The organism is Eubacterium sp. 3_1_31, assembly GCF_964249515.1.
In the GTDB taxonomy this organism is placed as follows: Bacteria; Bacillota_I; Bacilli_A; order Erysipelotrichales; family Erysipelotrichaceae; genus Longicatena; species Longicatena caecimuris.
Genome location: NZ_CAXUBY010000022.1, coordinates 17,157 through 32,700, shown reverse-complemented (window position 1 = coordinate 32,700; position 15,544 = coordinate 17,157). Strand labels below are relative to the sequence as shown.

General features: G+C 38.4%; 15 protein-coding genes. 11 read left to right on the top strand and 4 right to left on the bottom strand.

The genetic code is table 11. The features are described from left to right. Positions 1 to 26: 26 nt before the first annotated feature. Positions 27 to 905, bottom strand: coding sequence for a LysR family transcriptional regulator (locus ACESSZ_RS09910; RefSeq protein ID WP_412293139.1), 879 nt, complete (start codon positions 903 to 905; stop codon positions 27 to 29). Between the two features lie 97 nt (positions 906 to 1,002). Between ACESSZ_RS09910 and ACESSZ_RS09905 the strand changes: the two genes are divergently transcribed. Together ACESSZ_RS09905 and ACESSZ_RS09900 are read left to right on the top strand one after the other, a co-directional pair. Continuing rightward, positions 1,003 to 1,566, top strand: a complete 564-nt coding sequence (locus tag ACESSZ_RS09905; RefSeq protein ID WP_008978680.1) for a chromate transporter — start codon at positions 1,003 to 1,005, stop codon at positions 1,564 to 1,566. Continuing rightward, entirely contained in the window at positions 1,563 to 2,114 is a 552-nt protein-coding gene (locus ACESSZ_RS09900; RefSeq protein ID WP_020990842.1) for a chromate transporter, read from the top strand. The genes ACESSZ_RS09905 and ACESSZ_RS09900 overlap by 4 nt, the downstream gene beginning before the upstream one ends. Before the next feature lie 219 nt (positions 2,115 to 2,333). Here ACESSZ_RS09900 and ACESSZ_RS09895 read toward each other — a convergent pair whose 3' ends face one another. Genes ACESSZ_RS09895 through ACESSZ_RS09885 form a run of 3 tightly spaced genes read right to left on the bottom strand, consistent with a single transcriptional unit; the run spans position 2,334 to position 4,899 of the window. Next, on the bottom strand, positions 2,334 to 3,623 hold the full coding sequence (locus ACESSZ_RS09895; protein WP_412293138.1) for an amidohydrolase family protein: 1,290 nt from the start codon (positions 3,621 to 3,623) through the stop codon (positions 2,334 to 2,336). Beyond that, positions 3,624 to 4,070 carry a membrane protein gene (locus tag ACESSZ_RS09890; protein WP_008687587.1) on the bottom strand — a complete coding sequence of 149 codons (447 nt, stop codon included), beginning with the start codon at positions 4,068 to 4,070 and terminating at the stop codon, positions 3,624 to 3,626. A 1-nt stretch (position 4,071) separates the two neighbouring features. Continuing rightward, positions 4,072 to 4,899: a DUF3100 domain-containing protein gene (locus ACESSZ_RS09885; protein ID WP_008978677.1), complete on the bottom strand. Its 828-nt coding sequence runs from the start codon at positions 4,897 to 4,899 to the stop codon at positions 4,072 to 4,074. 136 nt (positions 4,900 to 5,035) lie between these two features. Here ACESSZ_RS09885 and ACESSZ_RS09880 point away from each other — a divergent pair, with 136 nt between their 5' ends. The 9 genes from ACESSZ_RS09880 to ACESSZ_RS09840 all read left to right on the top strand — a co-directional run bounded on the left by ACESSZ_RS09880 (position 5,036) and on the right by ACESSZ_RS09840 (position 15,457). After that, positions 5,036 to 5,608, top strand: coding sequence for a Crp/Fnr family transcriptional regulator (locus ACESSZ_RS09880; protein ID WP_008687590.1), 573 nt, complete (start codon positions 5,036 to 5,038; stop codon positions 5,606 to 5,608). Then, positions 5,581 to 5,751, top strand: a complete 171-nt coding sequence (locus ACESSZ_RS09875; RefSeq protein ID WP_213540096.1) for a helix-turn-helix domain-containing protein — start codon at positions 5,581 to 5,583, stop codon at positions 5,749 to 5,751. Before ACESSZ_RS09880 ends, ACESSZ_RS09875 begins: the two co-directional genes overlap by 28 nt. Positions 5,752 to 5,818: 67 nt before the next feature. Beyond that, on the top strand, positions 5,819 to 7,249 hold the full coding sequence (gene pepD, locus ACESSZ_RS09870; protein ID WP_499842769.1) for a beta-Ala-His dipeptidase: 1,431 nt from the start codon (positions 5,819 to 5,821) through the stop codon (positions 7,247 to 7,249). A 409-nt stretch (positions 7,250 to 7,658) separates the two neighbouring features. Continuing rightward, positions 7,659 to 9,056 (top strand): UDP-N-acetylmuramoyl-tripeptide--D-alanyl-D-alanine ligase, encoded by a 1,398-nt coding sequence (locus ACESSZ_RS09865; protein WP_008687592.1) that lies wholly within the window; start codon positions 7,659 to 7,661, stop codon positions 9,054 to 9,056. Beyond that, positions 9,053 to 10,117 (top strand): D-alanine--D-alanine ligase family protein, encoded by a 1,065-nt coding sequence (locus ACESSZ_RS09860; protein WP_499842768.1) that lies wholly within the window; start codon positions 9,053 to 9,055, stop codon positions 10,115 to 10,117. Before ACESSZ_RS09865 ends, ACESSZ_RS09860 begins: the two co-directional genes overlap by 4 nt. A gap of 18 nt (positions 10,118 to 10,135) precedes the next feature. After that, positions 10,136 to 11,284, top strand: coding sequence for an alanine racemase (gene alr / locus ACESSZ_RS09855; protein ID WP_008978673.1), 1,149 nt, complete (start codon positions 10,136 to 10,138; stop codon positions 11,282 to 11,284). Positions 11,285 to 11,354: 70 nt separating this feature from the next. Then, positions 11,355 to 12,395 carry an acyltransferase gene (locus tag ACESSZ_RS09850; protein ID WP_412293132.1) on the top strand — a complete coding sequence of 347 codons (1,041 nt, stop codon included), beginning with the start codon at positions 11,355 to 11,357 and terminating at the stop codon, positions 12,393 to 12,395. A 50-nt stretch (positions 12,396 to 12,445) separates the two neighbouring features. Further along, a complete protein-coding gene (locus ACESSZ_RS09845) occupies positions 12,446 to 14,038 on the top strand; it encodes an NAD(P)/FAD-dependent oxidoreductase (RefSeq protein ID WP_412260394.1) in 1,593 nt (530 codons plus the stop codon). Between the two features lie 126 nt (positions 14,039 to 14,164). Further along, complete coding sequence (locus tag ACESSZ_RS09840) at positions 14,165 to 15,457, top strand: immunoglobulin-like domain-containing protein (RefSeq protein ID WP_008687600.1); 1,293 nt, start codon at positions 14,165 to 14,167, stop codon at positions 15,455 to 15,457. Positions 15,458 to 15,544: the final 87 nt, after the last annotated feature.

Genomic DNA, 15,544 nt, shown 5'->3' with positions numbered 1-15,544 from the left:
AAATAAAGGAAGGGGCAATCCTTCCTTTATTTATGGGTGAGGGTATTTGCCAATTTAATCAGCGTATGCATTGCATCATTGACATGTTTATGTTTCAGATATACGATGTGATTTCTATTCATCAGCTGAAGCTCAGCTAACTGTACTTCTTCAAGCGTATGGTTCTTTAATTTCTTTGTAACCATTTTTTCCGGAAGAAACGTGATACCAAAACCTTTCGTTGCGGCTTTCAATAAAGCGGTAGAATTGGTTGATGTCCATGCGGGATGTAAAGGAATATCATGTAGCAAGAAACAGCTTTCTACAACATCACGTATAGCACTGCCTTCTTCTCGCAGTAATAATGGAAATTTAGCGATATCCGATAGAGAAGTAATCGATTGCTTCTGCAATACTTCGGGATGAGCGACCGCTTTTATGTGATAGGTTGAAAAGGGCAGACAGATAAATGCATCTTGATCAATCATCCCTTCAACAAAAGCTATATCCAATTGCTGTTGGACTAGTTTATCTAAAATAGCCGAACTTGACGCGATTTCCACCTGTATCGACAAAGAGGGATAAGCTTTTTTTAAATCCTTCAAGATAGTGGCAAGAAAGTCATTTGCTATGGTGATGCTAGAACCAATGCGCAGGGTGTATTGGGAATGAATCTTTGCAACATGTTGCAGGACATCATCATAGTGGGTCAATAAGGCGTTTACTTTTTTTAAGAAGAGTTGCCCTTCCGGGGTCAAGATGGCTTTTTTGGGAAAGCGTTCAAAAAGGGGTGTCTGCAGCTCTTCTTCCAATTCACGAATAGCTTTTGAAACAGCTGGTTGTGTCATATACAAGGATTGAGCAGCTTTTGTGAAACTTTGCTGTTCTGCGGCTTTTTGAAAGATGCGAAAACGTCGAATATCCATAGTTACCTCCATAACCTATAGGTTATCTATCTTATAAAATAATATAATTTTATTTATGCTGTGTCAAATGGTAAACTATTATCGAAGAGGTGTTTTTATGAATAAGATGAAAAAGCTGACTTGGCTGTTTGGTATCAATATGTTTATCAGTGCCTTTACTTTTGGCGGCGGCTATGTCGTTATACCAATGATCCGGAAATATTATGTAGAGAATAAAGCGTTTTTCGATGAAGACGAATTAATGAAGATTGCAGCTATAGCACAGTCTTCTCCTGGTGCGATAGCTATTAATATGAGTGCTTTAAGTGGTTATCGAGTTGCTGGTAAAAGTGGCTTATTTGTTAGCTGTATTGCAGCAATTTTACCACCTTTATGCATTTTATCTATTGTTTCAGCAATTTATAGTGTGATTCGGGATAATACAATGGTCAATGCTGTATTAAAAGGGATGGAAGCAGGTGTTGCGGCATTGATTGTTGATTTGATTGTTGATATGTATGCTATGATCGTGAAAGAAAAGCAATTGTTTTTCATCTTAATGACTCCGGCTGTCTTTGTGTTAAATTATTTCTTTCAAATGAATGTGGCTGTTTTGATTATTTTGTGTGCCTTAATTTGTGTACTGAAAGTCTATATGGAGAGAAGGAGCGTGAGCATATGAGTTTATTACGATTATTTTTTGCTTTCTTTCAGATTGGCTTATTCAGTATAGGCGGTGGATATGCCATTATTCCTATGATCAGTGAACAGGTAGTTCAAAGTCAACATTGGTTGAGCGCACAAGAGTTTACGGATATCATTACAATTTCCCAAATGACACCGGGACCTTTAGCGGTGAATACTTCTACATTTGTTGGTATGCGTGTAGCAGGTATACCTGGTGCATTATGTGCAACGATAGGCTGTATCTGCATGGGGGTATGCATTGCTTATGGTATTTATCATATCTTTCAACGCTTTTCTTCCTCACGTGTTTTTATGGAAGTATTAAAAGGATTAAAAGCCGGTTCTTTGGGTCTGATTATGGCAGCAGCGGCAATCATTGTGTCGTTAGCTTTTTTCAAAGAGGGAAGGATTGCTATGGAGGCCATCCAAATACCAGCCGTCTTTATCTTTTTGATTATTTTATTCATTAGCCGCAAATGGAAGATGAATCCCATTGCTTTAATGATGCTTTCTGGTGTTGTCGGAATACTTTTTTATCAATAGATAGATGTGAAAGAATCCTTTGTAAGTGTTAGTAACTGTATATAAAAAGATAGATCGAATGAGAAAACGCATTTGCATAGCGTTTTTTTTAATTATAAATAAGTGCTGTGTATCAAAATAAGGTATACCTATTAAAAAAGAAGCATGAATGATAGATAAAATGTTCTTGCTTCTGTTTCCTATATTGATGTTTACGAAAATATTGAATAGATTTAATATTTATGACTTTCTTTGAAAGGCAACGGCTTTTTGGAAAATAGCTTTTTCATCGAGTGTTAGTATCTTATGATCTTTCATCAGCCACTTTCCATTGACCATACTATGCAGCACATCATGCCCTTCCACACATTCTACTAAAGTGTTTGTAAGGTTGCCGCTGGGATAAAGATGAGGCTGATGGATATTAAGAAATATCAGATCGGCTAAATAGCCGGGTTTGATACAACCCAAATTTTTTTCTTGCATAAGGGCTGTCCCATTTGTAATGGCCATATGCAAGAGTTCTTTGGCGCTTAAGATATGACGATCATGGTTTGCGATGCCATGTGTCACATGAATCATACAACGAAGCTGACGCATTTCATTCCACAGGCTTAAGCCTCCATGAGCACTTCCATCACTGCCTAAGGCAAGTAAAAGACCCTGCTTTTTTAAGGTGGGATAGGGTGCCAAAGCTTTGGCACTATTACTGAAAGGGCATAGTACAACATGTGTATGATGCTTCTGCATCAGGGATATTTCTTCTACATCTACGATGAGAGAATGGGCGCCTACAAAGCGCTCATCTAGAATCTTTAATTGATCAAGATAGGTATATGGACGCATACCGTATTTTGCAATAACAGCGTGTACCTCTTGTTCATATTCATTCATATGAACTTGCAATAAAGCATTACGGGCTTTGGCATGAGCATGTATTTCTTTAATCAAACGCTCACTAACAGATAATAACGTGCGTAGGGAATAGCTGACTTTCAAATTGCCTTTTTGATGCCACGTATCATAAAAAGCATCATTTTTAGCCAAAGCGCTCTCTACATCATCCTGTATTTGGATGGGAAGACTTGCATCGTCCATCGTACTACAGGTTAACTGTGCCCGCAAACCACTTTGTGCATAGATCTTAGCTGCGGCATCCATATGGTAGCTGCCGGCATCTAAAAACGAGGTCGTACCATTACGTATCATTTCAAGAGCAGCCAATTCAGCATTTAACTGCATGATTTCATCTGTCAGCGTACTTTCAAAAGGTAACATGATATCTTTCCATATCATTCCGGATGCATCTAAGACACATCCCTTTAACAATTGTTGCCCGGTATGCATATGAGCATCACATAAACCAGGCATTACAAGCAAGCCTTTTCCGGATAAACATTCTTCTTTTGGATAAGGTGTTAAGCAGCCATGATTTGCTATTTCATGAATACATGTGTCTTGAATACGGATATCTTGATGTTCTTTAACCTCCATCGTTTCATCCAGATAAGCAATATCTTGTAACAGCATTTAGATAGCTCCTGTGATGGACAGCATTATCTGGGCAACTACGGCTGAACCTAAAAAAGTTCCTGTCATGACCAAGAGGCCGATGATGATCATTTTCCATCCCTGGGCAGCGAATTCTTTTAACTGATCGCTAATAGAGATACCGGCAAATGCCCCTACCATTGTTAAAGGTGCCGTAAAGTTGATCTGATTAACGGATGTAATGACAAATTCCCGACAGAAAGAAAGGGGGGATGCTGCTAATAACCCTAATAGGGAACAGTAGGCTACGATGGGTAAGCGTATAGGTAATACTTTACTAATGACAACACCACATAAAGATAAAACGAATAGGATGCCAATACCTGGTAATGACTCTATGAGTCCAACTTGAAATCCGACAAAATTAGCTAAGGCAATGCCACAGCTAGCTACGATAAATAAAAAAATCCATTCTTGTATGCGCATGTTATTCGCCTCTCTTTCTGCTAATGCGTGGTGCTAAGATGTCATATAATTTTTTTGTTAAGGGAATACCAATAAAGATGGCAACATAAATTCCTGTGATTCCGCTGATGGTTTCACTGGCACTGGCTAATGCAGAAAGCTGATCTGCCATCGTCGGATAAATCGTGGATAAAGATGCGGTAGCACTTGCCATCATGATACCGGCCCCTACACCGGAAGCCATCCCTAAGGCATAGGGATGAAATAACGAAGTGGCAGCGCTCATAGAAGCCAGAAAACCAAAATAAATCGTTCCAATCATGCCACCAACGATATAGATGGATAAGCTTCCTCTGGTTTCTGGTGAATCCGGACCAAACATATCGGTAATCAATGCCAGATTACTTTCTCGATTAATTGAGTGTGTGGCTCCAATAGCTTCTCTTTTTAGACCTAACAATAGGGCAATTGGCAATGCTAAGAAGATGGTTCCTAAATTACCGATTTCTTGTAATAATAAGGCAGGTCCGGCGGAAATGACGGTTTCTAGACTGGCTCCGGCATTAACGCCTAACTTGACGATAAAAGGACATATCGCAACAATAACCAATTTACTGGCAGCTTTGACCTCTTTTCGCTTAATGAACTTTGTAACACATGGTCCTGCACATACCCCCATAAGAATTGCATAAAAGATGGGGAATAGGATAAAAGTTCCTTTCCAAATCGGTAATTTGATTACGCCAATACCATCTGCAATCACGATAAATACAAAAGCCAGCAGATATAATTTATATTCCTGCCGCAAGCGTTCTTGTAAAGAACGATATGAATACTTTTCTTTTTTCATATAAACCTTCTTCCTCTTTCTCTTTTGTTCCTTGTAATGGTAACAGATCATAATTAGGTAAAAAAAGGACAAATGGGCTATTTTCAAGGAAAATTTTTACTATTTTCATGATACAATCAATGATGAAGGTGATACTGTGACATTGGAAGAAGTATATCATATCGTGCCCCAATTAAAAGACTATCTTACGTATATGCCTGAAGAATATAAAAAGCGTCTTATCATCAAGGTACATCCAAGTGGATATATCATTCATCAAAAAGATAGTCCGCTTGACTATTTTGGAATTGTCGCCAGTGGTGAACATCGGGTCATTAATGAATTTGAGAATGGCAATATATTTATGATTGAAAAAAATGAACCGATAGATTTCATTGGGGAAGTAACGATTTTAGCAGGCATGCCGAAAACCAGCGTGACGATTGAGACAATTACAGAAAGTATCATTTTATACTTAAGCAGGCAAGATTTTGAAGATTGGATTGCTAAGGATATACACTTTTTGCGTCTGGTTGCGGCAAAAGTTGCCTTAAAACTATATCGTTCGAGTTATAATCGTGGGGCAAAGCTGTTTTATCCTCCCCAATTCTTATTACTGGATTATCTGATCAATTATGTGGAATCTGCCTTTTTAAAGATCCGCAGGCAATGCATATCGTCGTTAAAAAAACACGCAATGTATTGTATGAAGAAATTGGCATCAGTGTAAAAACATTAAATCGTACGATTGCCAGATTGAAAGAGGAAGGTCTGTTTGCTATACAGAAGGGGAAAATCACAATGTCGCCGAAACAGTTGAAGTGCGCTAAGGAGCGAATTGGGTATTATCGGCAGATGAATGTGAAACAATAAGGCGTATCTCATGGTAATTCAAAGAGAATGTGGTACAATAACACTATGTTTATGGAGGATGTATAAAATGGAAACTATTTTGAATCATGCATTTGCTCATCAAAAGTATTTTGAAGAGATGACGCGTATCCCTCATGGTTCTTTTCATGAGGAGGCATATAGTGCTTATTTAGAAGAATTCGCAAAAGCACATCAGTTTACGTATGAACGTGATGAAATGAATAATGTCATTATATGTAAGCCGGCAAGCAAGGGCTATGAAGAGCATGAACCGATCATTTTACAAGCTCATATGGATATGGTTTGTGAGAAACATCGCTATGTGGATTTTGACTTTGCAAAGGATGCTTTAAAGTTAAAACTGGAAGACGGTTATTTAATGGCGGAAGGAACGACGCTAGGCGCGGATGATGGTGTCGGTGTGGCATATATGCTGGCTTTATTGGATGATCAAGAGGCCAAACATCCAATGCTGGAATGCATTTTTACCGTACAGGAGGAAGTAGGATTATTTGGTGCATTGGCATTAAAGAAAGAACAATTGCATGCAAATCGCATGATCAATTTAGATGATGGTGGGGAAACCGCAACCTGTATTTCATCGGCAGGAGGTATGAATGTAATCTTCACACGTCCAAATCTGCAAGTGCCTATGCAAGAAAAGGCATATCGTTTAGATGTAAAGGGGTTAAAAGGTGGCCATAGTGGCGGTGAAATTGATAAAGAACGTGGAAATGCCAATCGTTTATTAGCACGCATATTATATGCAGTAAATGCAAAATTTGATATGCAGTTGCATATGATGGATGGCGGTGACAAGGATAATGCAATTCCACGTGAAGCATCAGCTGTTTTCTTTAGTGATGCACCTTTTATAAAATTGGAAAAAACAGTCCAGGAAATGACTGCGTTAATAAAAAAGGAATTGGAATTTAGTGATGCGAATATGGAAGTCGCATTTTATGAAACATCAGCAAAAACAGCCATGTCCATTGAAGATAGTGAAAATTTATTAAAACTAATGCTTAGTGTGCCAGATGGTTTACATCATCACAGTATGAGCATTGAAGGATTAAGTACTGCCAGTAGTAATCTTGCAGTCATTCATTGCGATGAAGAAGTCATGTTAAATGTTTCCTTACGAGGGGCTTTGGAATCTTATGTGGATGATTTAGCAATCACTATGGATATTTTAGCAGAGGCTTTTGGTTTTGAAACAAAGCATGAGGCACGCTATCCAGCTTGGAGCTATGATGAAAAAAGCGAATTGCGGGAAGTTATGAAACGTGTATGCAAGGATATTTATGGAAAAGAATTAACGCTGTTAGCCGTACATGGAGGTTTAGAATGCGGTGTGTTTAAAGCCTTAAATCCAAACATGGAAATCGTAACGATGGGACCGCTGATGGAAGATATTCATACACCACAAGAGCGCTTAGATATGGATAGCTTTGATAGAATTTACATCTTTTTAAAGACTTTCCTGGAAAACTTATAAGCGCATCCGAAAATATGATCAGATCACATATGGTCTGATTTTTTTATGGTATGAATGAGTGAATGCTATGCAAGGTAAGCTTGCTTACATGGGAAGATGCCGATATGTTTTTTTCATATGTTCGATGGTTAACCTTGTTATAAAGCTTTGTGAATGCAAATGTAGCTATGTGTTTAGCTTTCTACAGATGTTTTTGCTTTTTAGGTAGAACTTTCCTATGGTTAGGGATTCTTTCGGCATGAAAGCGCTGTAAAAAAATGGATGTGGGAATTCTTACGATAATATAAGGAAATTATGAAAATTCTTTGGTTCAAGTTGGAGGGGTTATGCTATAATAAAATGCGGAACATATCACACGAAAACAAGATATGTGTAGATATTAAGATATTAATGAAAGGACGTAAGGTTCATGATTATACGATCAATTGATGCAATTATCCGTATGTTGGATGCGGACTATATAGAAAATGGGGCTATTGAAGAAAAGATTCAGGGTGTCTGTATTGATTCTCGCAAGGTCGTGGAAGGAAACTTATACATCCCAATCCATGGTGTGAAGAATAACGGACATGCATATGTTGCACAAGCGATTGCGAATGGGGCAAAAGCTGTTTTATGGGAACGAAAAGAGCCGAATCCTCCCAAAGAGGTCGTTGTTATTTTAGTTGAAGATACAACAAAAGCTTTGCAAGACTTAGCAAAGGCATATCGGCATCAACTAAATATGAAAGTGGTAGGAATTACCGGCAGTAATGGAAAGACGAGTACCAAAGATATCTTAGCATCATTGCTTCAAGAACACTACATCACGCAAAAAACATTGGGCAATTATAATAATGAGATAGGTGTTCCCTTAACCTTATTAAGTTTGAGTGAAAATGTTGAGGCAGCTGTTATTGAAATGGGAATGGAAAATTTAGGGGAATTATCTTTTCTGACGCATATGGTAGAACCGGATATTGCGATTATTTCAAATGTAGGTACTGCGCATTTAGAAAATCTGAAAACGATGGAAAATATCGCTAAAGCGAAATTAGAAATTGTTGAAGGATTAAAAGAGCATGGCTTGTTTATCTACAATGGTGATCAGGAAATCTTGCAAAATGCGGTCACCCAGGCACAGATTCCTGGACATATTCGTATCCGCACCTTTGGAGTGAAGCCACAGAATGACTATGTGATTTCGCATATCACGCAAAAACGTGAAGGTGTCAGTTTCTGTTTAAATGATGATGTGTGTCCATATCATGTAGATATGATTGGTAAGCATCAAGCGATGAATGCAACAGCTGCCTGGATTGCAGCGAAAGCGTTAGGTTTAAGTGTAGAAGAAATCCGAGAAGGTTATCAAAATATTGAAAAAACAGGATTGCGCAATGAGCTTGTTGATTTTGGTAAGTGTTTGATCTTAAATGATTCTTATAAATCAAATCCACAAAGTGCATTGGCAGCTTTAGATACCATGGAAGAATTTGATGTTCCTTATAAGATTGCGGTATTAGGTGATATGCTGGAACTAGGTGACACCAGTGATATGATTCATTATACATTAGGTAAAGATTTAGCGAAGTACCATTTAAATGAAGTCTTAACGATTGGTGATATGGCGCGTTATATCACACAAGGAGCATTTAATAACTTAACAGGTGTACATATTGAACACTTTACGGATAAAGAAGCATTAATCTGTTATCTTCGTCCATATGAGCATAAAGACTGCATGCTGTTAGTAAAAGGAAGTCGTGGCATGAAGCTGGATGAAGTAGTGGATGCATTAGTAAAAAAGGAAGAAGAGGTAGTAAAATGAGTACATTGAAATTAGCTGTAATTTTTGGCGGAAAATCAAGCGAATACCCGGTATCTCTGCACTCTGCAGCAAGCTTGATTCGTTCCTTACATAAAGATAAATATGAACTGATCTTCATCGGAATCAGCAAGGATGGCGAATGGTTTGCATATGATGGTGATGTAGATGCCATTGAGCATGATACGTGGATGGATGGTAATATCACGCCATGTGTCTTATCCTGCTCCACTGCCCAAAAGGGGTTTCTTAAACTAAAGGAAGATGGCAGCTATGAAACACTTCCAGTGGATTGTATTTTCCCTGTTCTACATGGCAAGAATGGGGAGGATGGAACCATTCAAGGATTGTTTGAATTAAGTGGCATTCCTTATGTCGGCTGTGATCATATGAGCAGTGCTATTTGCATGGATAAAGAAATGGCGCATATCGTCATGGAAAATGCCGGTATTCCTTGTGCCCCTTATCTGTGTGTATACGAGGATGAACATTTGGATTATCGACATATTTATGAAGAAGCAAAAGCTAAGTTAGGTTTACCGATCTTTATTAAACCGGCCAATGCCGGCAGTAGTTTCGGTATTCATAAAATTGCTTCCTTTGATGACTTTGAAGAAAGCATGAAGGATGCGTATTATCATGATGGCCGTGGCAAGGTGATTTTGGAAACGACGATTGAAGGTTTTGAAATCGGCTGTGCGGTGATGGGAAATAAAGAGTTGTTTGCGGGCAGTGTGGATGAAATTGAAACAGCCGCTCCATTCTTTGATTATGAAGGGAAATATCAAATGGTAGACTCTCATATCTACTGTCCTGCCAGAATCAGTAAAGAGCTGTTTGAAGAGGCAAGAAGCTTGGCTTTGAAAGCTTATCGTGCTATGAATTGTAAAGGTATGACACGGGTTGATATGTTTGTTACTCCTCAACAAAGCATTGTGATGAATGAAGTAAATACGATTCCCGGCTTTACGGATACATCACGTTATCCAACGATGATGAAAGAAGCCGGTATTGAATTCGGCGATTTATTAGACAAATTGATTGCATTTGCATTAACAAGATAAATAAAAGAGGTGAGAACCATGCTGATGAGCGATACCAGAGCATGGCTGGAAATTGATCTGTCCAAGATCAGCCATAATGTAAAAGAAATACAAAAATTATTGCCCTCTACCAGCAAGATCATGGCAATCGTAAAAGCGAATGCGTATGGTCATGGAGATGTGGCATGTGCCAAAGAATTGAGCCGCTGTGGCATTGATTTTTTCGGTGTCAGCAGTGTGGATGAAGGCATTTCCTTACGTGAAGGCGGTATCCGTGAGCCAATTTTAATCTTAGGTTATACACCACCTGTTCATTTTCATCAAGTCATTCAACATGATTTGATCCAAACCTTTTTATCCTTAGACTATGCCAAAAAAGCAAATGCATGGTGTAAAGAGCATGGGGTTATCATGCATGGACATGTCAAGGTGGATACAGGAATGTCACGTTTGGGCATCATAACACAACAACAGGACTACCGTATCGAGGAAGTGAAAGAAGTTTATCATCTGCCACATATAGCAGTCGATGGCATTTTCTCCCACTTTAGTGTAAGTGATGGTCTGGATGAGGATAATAAGGCTTATACAAGAAAGCAAATCATGTTATTTGATCAGGTGTTGAAGGATTTGGAAGATGCCGGAATTGATGTTGGCATACGCCATTTACAAAATAGTTATGGTATCTTGAACTATCCGGATTTAAAGTATGATTATGTACGCCCGGGCTTATTGTTCTTAGGTGCGACAAGTGATGATGCCATTGATACGATCACGCATCCTGATTTTCAGCCTATCATGCAACTAAAAGCAAACATTTCAATGGTAAAAACGATTCAGCCAGGTGTCTGTGTAAGTTATGGCCGCCATTTTACCAGTGAGCGCATCAGCCGTATCGCCACAGTTTCTATAGGCTATGCGGATGGCTATCCACGCAGTGTTTCCAATAAAGGGGCATGTGCATTGTTGCATGGGAAACGGGTACCGATCATTGGCAATATTTGTATGGATCAAATGATGTTAGATGTTACAGATATAGAACATGTCAAAGAAGGCGATGTTGTTACTTTATTTGGTTGTGACGGTGATGAAAAGTTACCGATTGATGAATTAACTAGATTAGCTCAAACAATCAATAATGAAACATTTTGTTGGATGAGTGCGCGATTGCCAAGAATTTATAAATAGCCAGAAGTGGCTATTTTTCATGAAATTATCTGCTGAATTAAGTAATAGGGATCATAAAGGAGGGGAAATGATGCAGAAGAAAACATATTGTGCATTAGATATTGCAAAGTTTATGAGTGCTTTTTTAGTTATTTGTATACATACAGGGCCATTATTGGATATAAATGAGACAGCAAATTTTGTATTGGTTCAGATTATCGCCAGAATTGCCGTACCTTTGTTTTTCATAATTTCCGGTTATTTATTTTTTGCTAAACTGGATAATGAAAGAGAATGGAATGATTATGCAAATGTTACGGCCTTAAAACATTATGTATTTCGTTTAGGTAAACTTTATCTGATTTGGTCAATCTTCTATTTGCCATTTAATTATTTGTTAGTTAGGGGCGATGGATTACATGCGATGACTTTCTTGCGCTATCTGCGTGACTTCTTTTTTACTGGAAGTTATTACCATCTCTGGTTTTTACCAGCTTTGATGGTAGCGGTATGTGCTGTTTATGTTCTGCGTCGTTATGTTTCCTTGACGACAACGATAATCATCAGTGCCCTTTTGTATCTCATAGGGATGCTTGGTAATGTTTATCCACAGATGATTGGAGAGTTACCTTATATAGGTCGTGCATATCATTATTACATCCAGCTTTTTGTGACAACGCGAAATGGGATTTTCTTTGGTATGTTGTTTATTTCTTTAGGTGCTTATTTTGCGCAAGGGCGCATGGTCGTAAGCCGCAGTACCTTAGGACCCTTTATCGGCTTTGTATTGTCCCTGTGTGCTTTATTCGGAGAATGCTTTTTCTTAAGAGAACAAGGTTATATGCATGATTTGGCAAGTATGTATTTGATGTTGGTACCAACGGTTGCATTCTTATTTATTACTTTATTATCCATAGATCTTAAGGTCAAAGAGCTTTATAAGACCTTGCGTGTGTTATCGTTATTGATCTATGTATCTCATCTTATGTTTGTTGTTGTGGTCACAGCTTTATTTCCAACGATGAATGCTTTATTACAATATGGAATTGTTGCGTTGTCTTCCTTATTGTTTGCGCTCATTATTTATACACTAGCAAAACATTTCCCTATTTTCAAACATTTATATGCTTAGAAAGGAAAGCTGATTGGCTTTCTTTTCCCTTTTAAAGGAGAAAAATACTTATGATACGTATTCAACAAATTCATTTAACGTTAGAAGAAGATATGACGTTACTTCCGGAAAAAATTATTAAAAAATTGCGCATAGCACCAGAGGAATTACTATCTTGGCGCATTCATAAAGAAACCTTTGATGCAAGATGGCGCCATATGCAGTTTACGTATACGCTGGATTGTACCCTCAAACATGAAGAAAATGTCTTAAAACATCCTCATAAGGATATCACCAAGACGCCGGATGAACGCTATCGCATGCCGAAAAAAGGTGTTGTCGGACTTGTCCATCGCCCGATTGTTGTTGGCTTTGGACCAGCCGGTATGTTCGCAGCTTTGTTATTAGCCCAGATGGGGTATCAACCTTTGATCTTAGAACGTGGAGAATGTGTGGAAAAACGTGTAAAAAGCGTTGAACACTTCTGGAAGGAAGGAATTTTAAATACCGAAAGTAATGTGCAGTTTGGAGAAGGTGGTGCCGGAACGTTTAGCGATGGCAAATTAACTACCAGAGTAAAGGATGTACGCATTCGCAAGATTTTAGAAGAGTTTGTACGCTTTGGAGCTCCTGAAGATATTTTATATACAGCGCATCCCCATATCGGTACGGATTTATTACGTGATATCGTGAAACGCATGCGTGAAGAAATCCTTCGTTTAGGGGCAGAAATCCGCTTTTCTACGCGTTTAGATGATATCTTGATTGAAAAAGGAGAAGTCTGTGGTGTTGTGGCAAATGGTGAAGTGATACCGTGTGAACAACTAATCTTAGCAATCGGTCACAGCGCTCGTGATACGATGCGTATGTTGATGAAACGAGGTGTTGCAGTAGAGCCAAAGGCATTTGCTGTAGGAGCCAGAATCGAACATCCACAACGCTTGATCAATGAAGCGCAATACAAAGCATATGCGAATCATCCTCGTTTAAAAGCGGCAGAATATCGTTTGACCTATCCGGCATCCAATGGGCGCGGGGTATATACTTTCTGCATGTGTCCGGGTGGATATGTCGTGCCAAGTGCCTCTATGGAAGGTGGCGTTGTGGTAAATGGCATGAGTGAGCATGCCCGTGATGGAGAAAATGCCAATAGTGCCTTGTTGGTACAAATACGTCCTGAGGATTATGGGAATGACCCGGAAAAAGCGATTCAATTTCAGGAAACATTAGAGAAAAAAGCATTTCAGGCAGGCGGATGTTCTTATAAGGCTCCAGCACAATTGGTTAAGGATTTTTTGGCACATCAAACTTCAAAAGGGTTTGGCAGTGTAGTACCAACCTATGCGTTAGGGGTAACACCGGCAAATCTGCATGCTATCTTGCCAAGCTATGTGTGTGAGGCGATGGAAGAAGCAATACAAGGATTAGATAAAAAATTGAAAGGCTTTGCCTATCAAGATGCTGTGCTGATTGGTGTGGAAACACGCAGCAGTTCTCCAATTCGCATGATAAGAAATAAAGAAGATTGTACCTCTATACAAATCAAAGGTATCTATCCTTGTGGTGAGGGAGCCGGTTATGCAGGAGGCATTGTATCGGCGGCGATTGATGGTTTGCGTTGCAGTGAGCAATTAATTGGAATGTATCATTATCGCCAAGAATAATAAATAATGCGATTAACTTGTACCATTCTTAATAAATGTTATGGGCATGGATACATACGATTATAAACTACTTAACAATCATAAAAAATGATGCTTATGCATACGCTTTACCATGAGGTGATGCATATGAGCAGACGTTGCCGCTATACGATTTATGGAATTTTGGCATGCTTAGGTATTTGTGTAATAGGTGTACTCGTTAAAATACTCTTTTTCAGTGGCTTATTCGTACCATTGTTAAAAGTGGATGGAGACAAAGAAATGAAGGTACAGGTACATGAATCATTTCGCGATCCCGGAGTGATAGCGAGCTATCGATTTCATGATTATAGTGATGAAGTAAAACGCACCTCGAATCTGAATACAGATAAATTAGGAACGTATACAATCGTCTATCATCTTGATAGTTATGATAAAAAAGTAAGTCGAACGGTACATGTTGTTGATACGAAAGCACCTACTATTACACTAAAACAAGGAAAGATGATCCGAGTGTTTGAGAATGGTACGTATCAAGAACCAGGCTTTCATGCACAGGATAATTATGATGGTGATCTAACCAAAAAGGTAACGGTTAAACATCATGTTAATATGAAAAAAACAGGTACCTATGACATTGTTTATCAAGTCAAAGACGCTAGTAACAATATTGCCAGTGTCACACGTAAAGTGCAGGTTTGTAAAGATCCTACAACGACCAAGCTGTATTATAATCATGATGATTACGACAATACTGCAGAAGAATGGTGGTTTAATAAAAGTAAGGAACATAAACGGACTACTGGCGCAAAACCGCAAAGCTTATTAGATAAATATGATGCTTATTATCAGGGGAAAGATGAAAAGGTTATTTATCTGACGTTTGATGAAGGGGGAAATGATATTACCTATATCAAACAAATTGCTGATGTCTTAAATAAAAACGACGTGAAAGCGACCTTTTTCTTGACGCGTAACTATATCAAGAATGAAGCCGATTTTATGCGCGATCTTGTGAAGCATGGTCATGTAATCGGCAATCATACTTGGCACCATTATGATATGACGACACTTGCCAACGCAAAAGATGTAGATGCTTTTGTTAAGGAAATTACAGAGACAGAAAAAACGTATATGGAAGTATGCGGAGTACCAATGAAAAAAGTCTTTCGTTTTCCGAAAGGCGGAGGCAGCGAACGTGCAATGAAAATGGTAAAGGATTTAGGTTATCGTACGTATTTTTGGAGTCACGCTTATTATGATTATGCCAGTGATGTAAGTGGAGAAGAAGCATTAAAGACAATGATGGATCATTATCATAATGGTGCTATCTATCTTTTGCATCCTAGCAATAAAGGAAACTATGAAGCCATGGATACCTTTATAAAGAATATGAAGAAGGAAGGCTATCGTTTTGCGACGGTGGATGAAATAAAATAATATATCATATTTTTTCTTATTAAGTTAGTAATCAATTCGTTTGATTCCTAGCTTTTTTTATTTGATCAGGTTATTTAGGAAAACATA

Excerpts from the sequence above, each read along its gene's own strand:
- ACESSZ_RS09910 (WP_412293139.1), bottom strand. The coding sequence starts at position 905 with ATGGATATTCGACGTTTTCGCATCTTTCAAAAAGCCGCAGAACAGCAA.
- ACESSZ_RS09905 (WP_008978680.1), top strand. The coding sequence starts at position 1,003 with ATGAATAAGATGAAAAAGCTGACTTGGCTGTTTGGTATCAATATGTTT.
- ACESSZ_RS09900 (WP_020990842.1), top strand. The coding sequence starts at position 1,563 with ATGAGTTTATTACGATTATTTTTTGCTTTCTTTCAGATTGGCTTATTC.
- ACESSZ_RS09895 (WP_412293138.1), bottom strand. The coding sequence starts at position 3,623 with ATGCTGTTACAAGATATTGCTTATCTGGATGAAACGATGGAGGTTAAA.
- ACESSZ_RS09890 (WP_008687587.1), bottom strand. The coding sequence starts at position 4,070 with ATGCGCATACAAGAATGGATTTTTTTATTTATCGTAGCTAGCTGTGGC.
- ACESSZ_RS09885 (WP_008978677.1), bottom strand. The coding sequence starts at position 4,899 with ATGAAAAAAGAAAAGTATTCATATCGTTCTTTACAAGAACGCTTGCGG.
- pepD (WP_499842769.1), top strand. The coding sequence starts at position 5,819 with ATGGAAACTATTTTGAATCATGCATTTGCTCATCAAAAGTATTTTGAA.
- ACESSZ_RS09865 (WP_008687592.1), top strand. The coding sequence starts at position 7,659 with ATGATTATACGATCAATTGATGCAATTATCCGTATGTTGGATGCGGAC.
- ACESSZ_RS09860 (WP_499842768.1), top strand. The coding sequence starts at position 9,053 with ATGAGTACATTGAAATTAGCTGTAATTTTTGGCGGAAAATCAAGCGAA.
- alr (WP_008978673.1), top strand. The coding sequence starts at position 10,136 with ATGCTGATGAGCGATACCAGAGCATGGCTGGAAATTGATCTGTCCAAG.
- ACESSZ_RS09850 (WP_412293132.1), top strand. The coding sequence starts at position 11,355 with ATGCAGAAGAAAACATATTGTGCATTAGATATTGCAAAGTTTATGAGT.
- ACESSZ_RS09845 (WP_412260394.1), top strand. The coding sequence starts at position 12,446 with ATGATACGTATTCAACAAATTCATTTAACGTTAGAAGAAGATATGACG.
- ACESSZ_RS09840 (WP_008687600.1), top strand. The coding sequence starts at position 14,165 with ATGAGCAGACGTTGCCGCTATACGATTTATGGAATTTTGGCATGCTTA.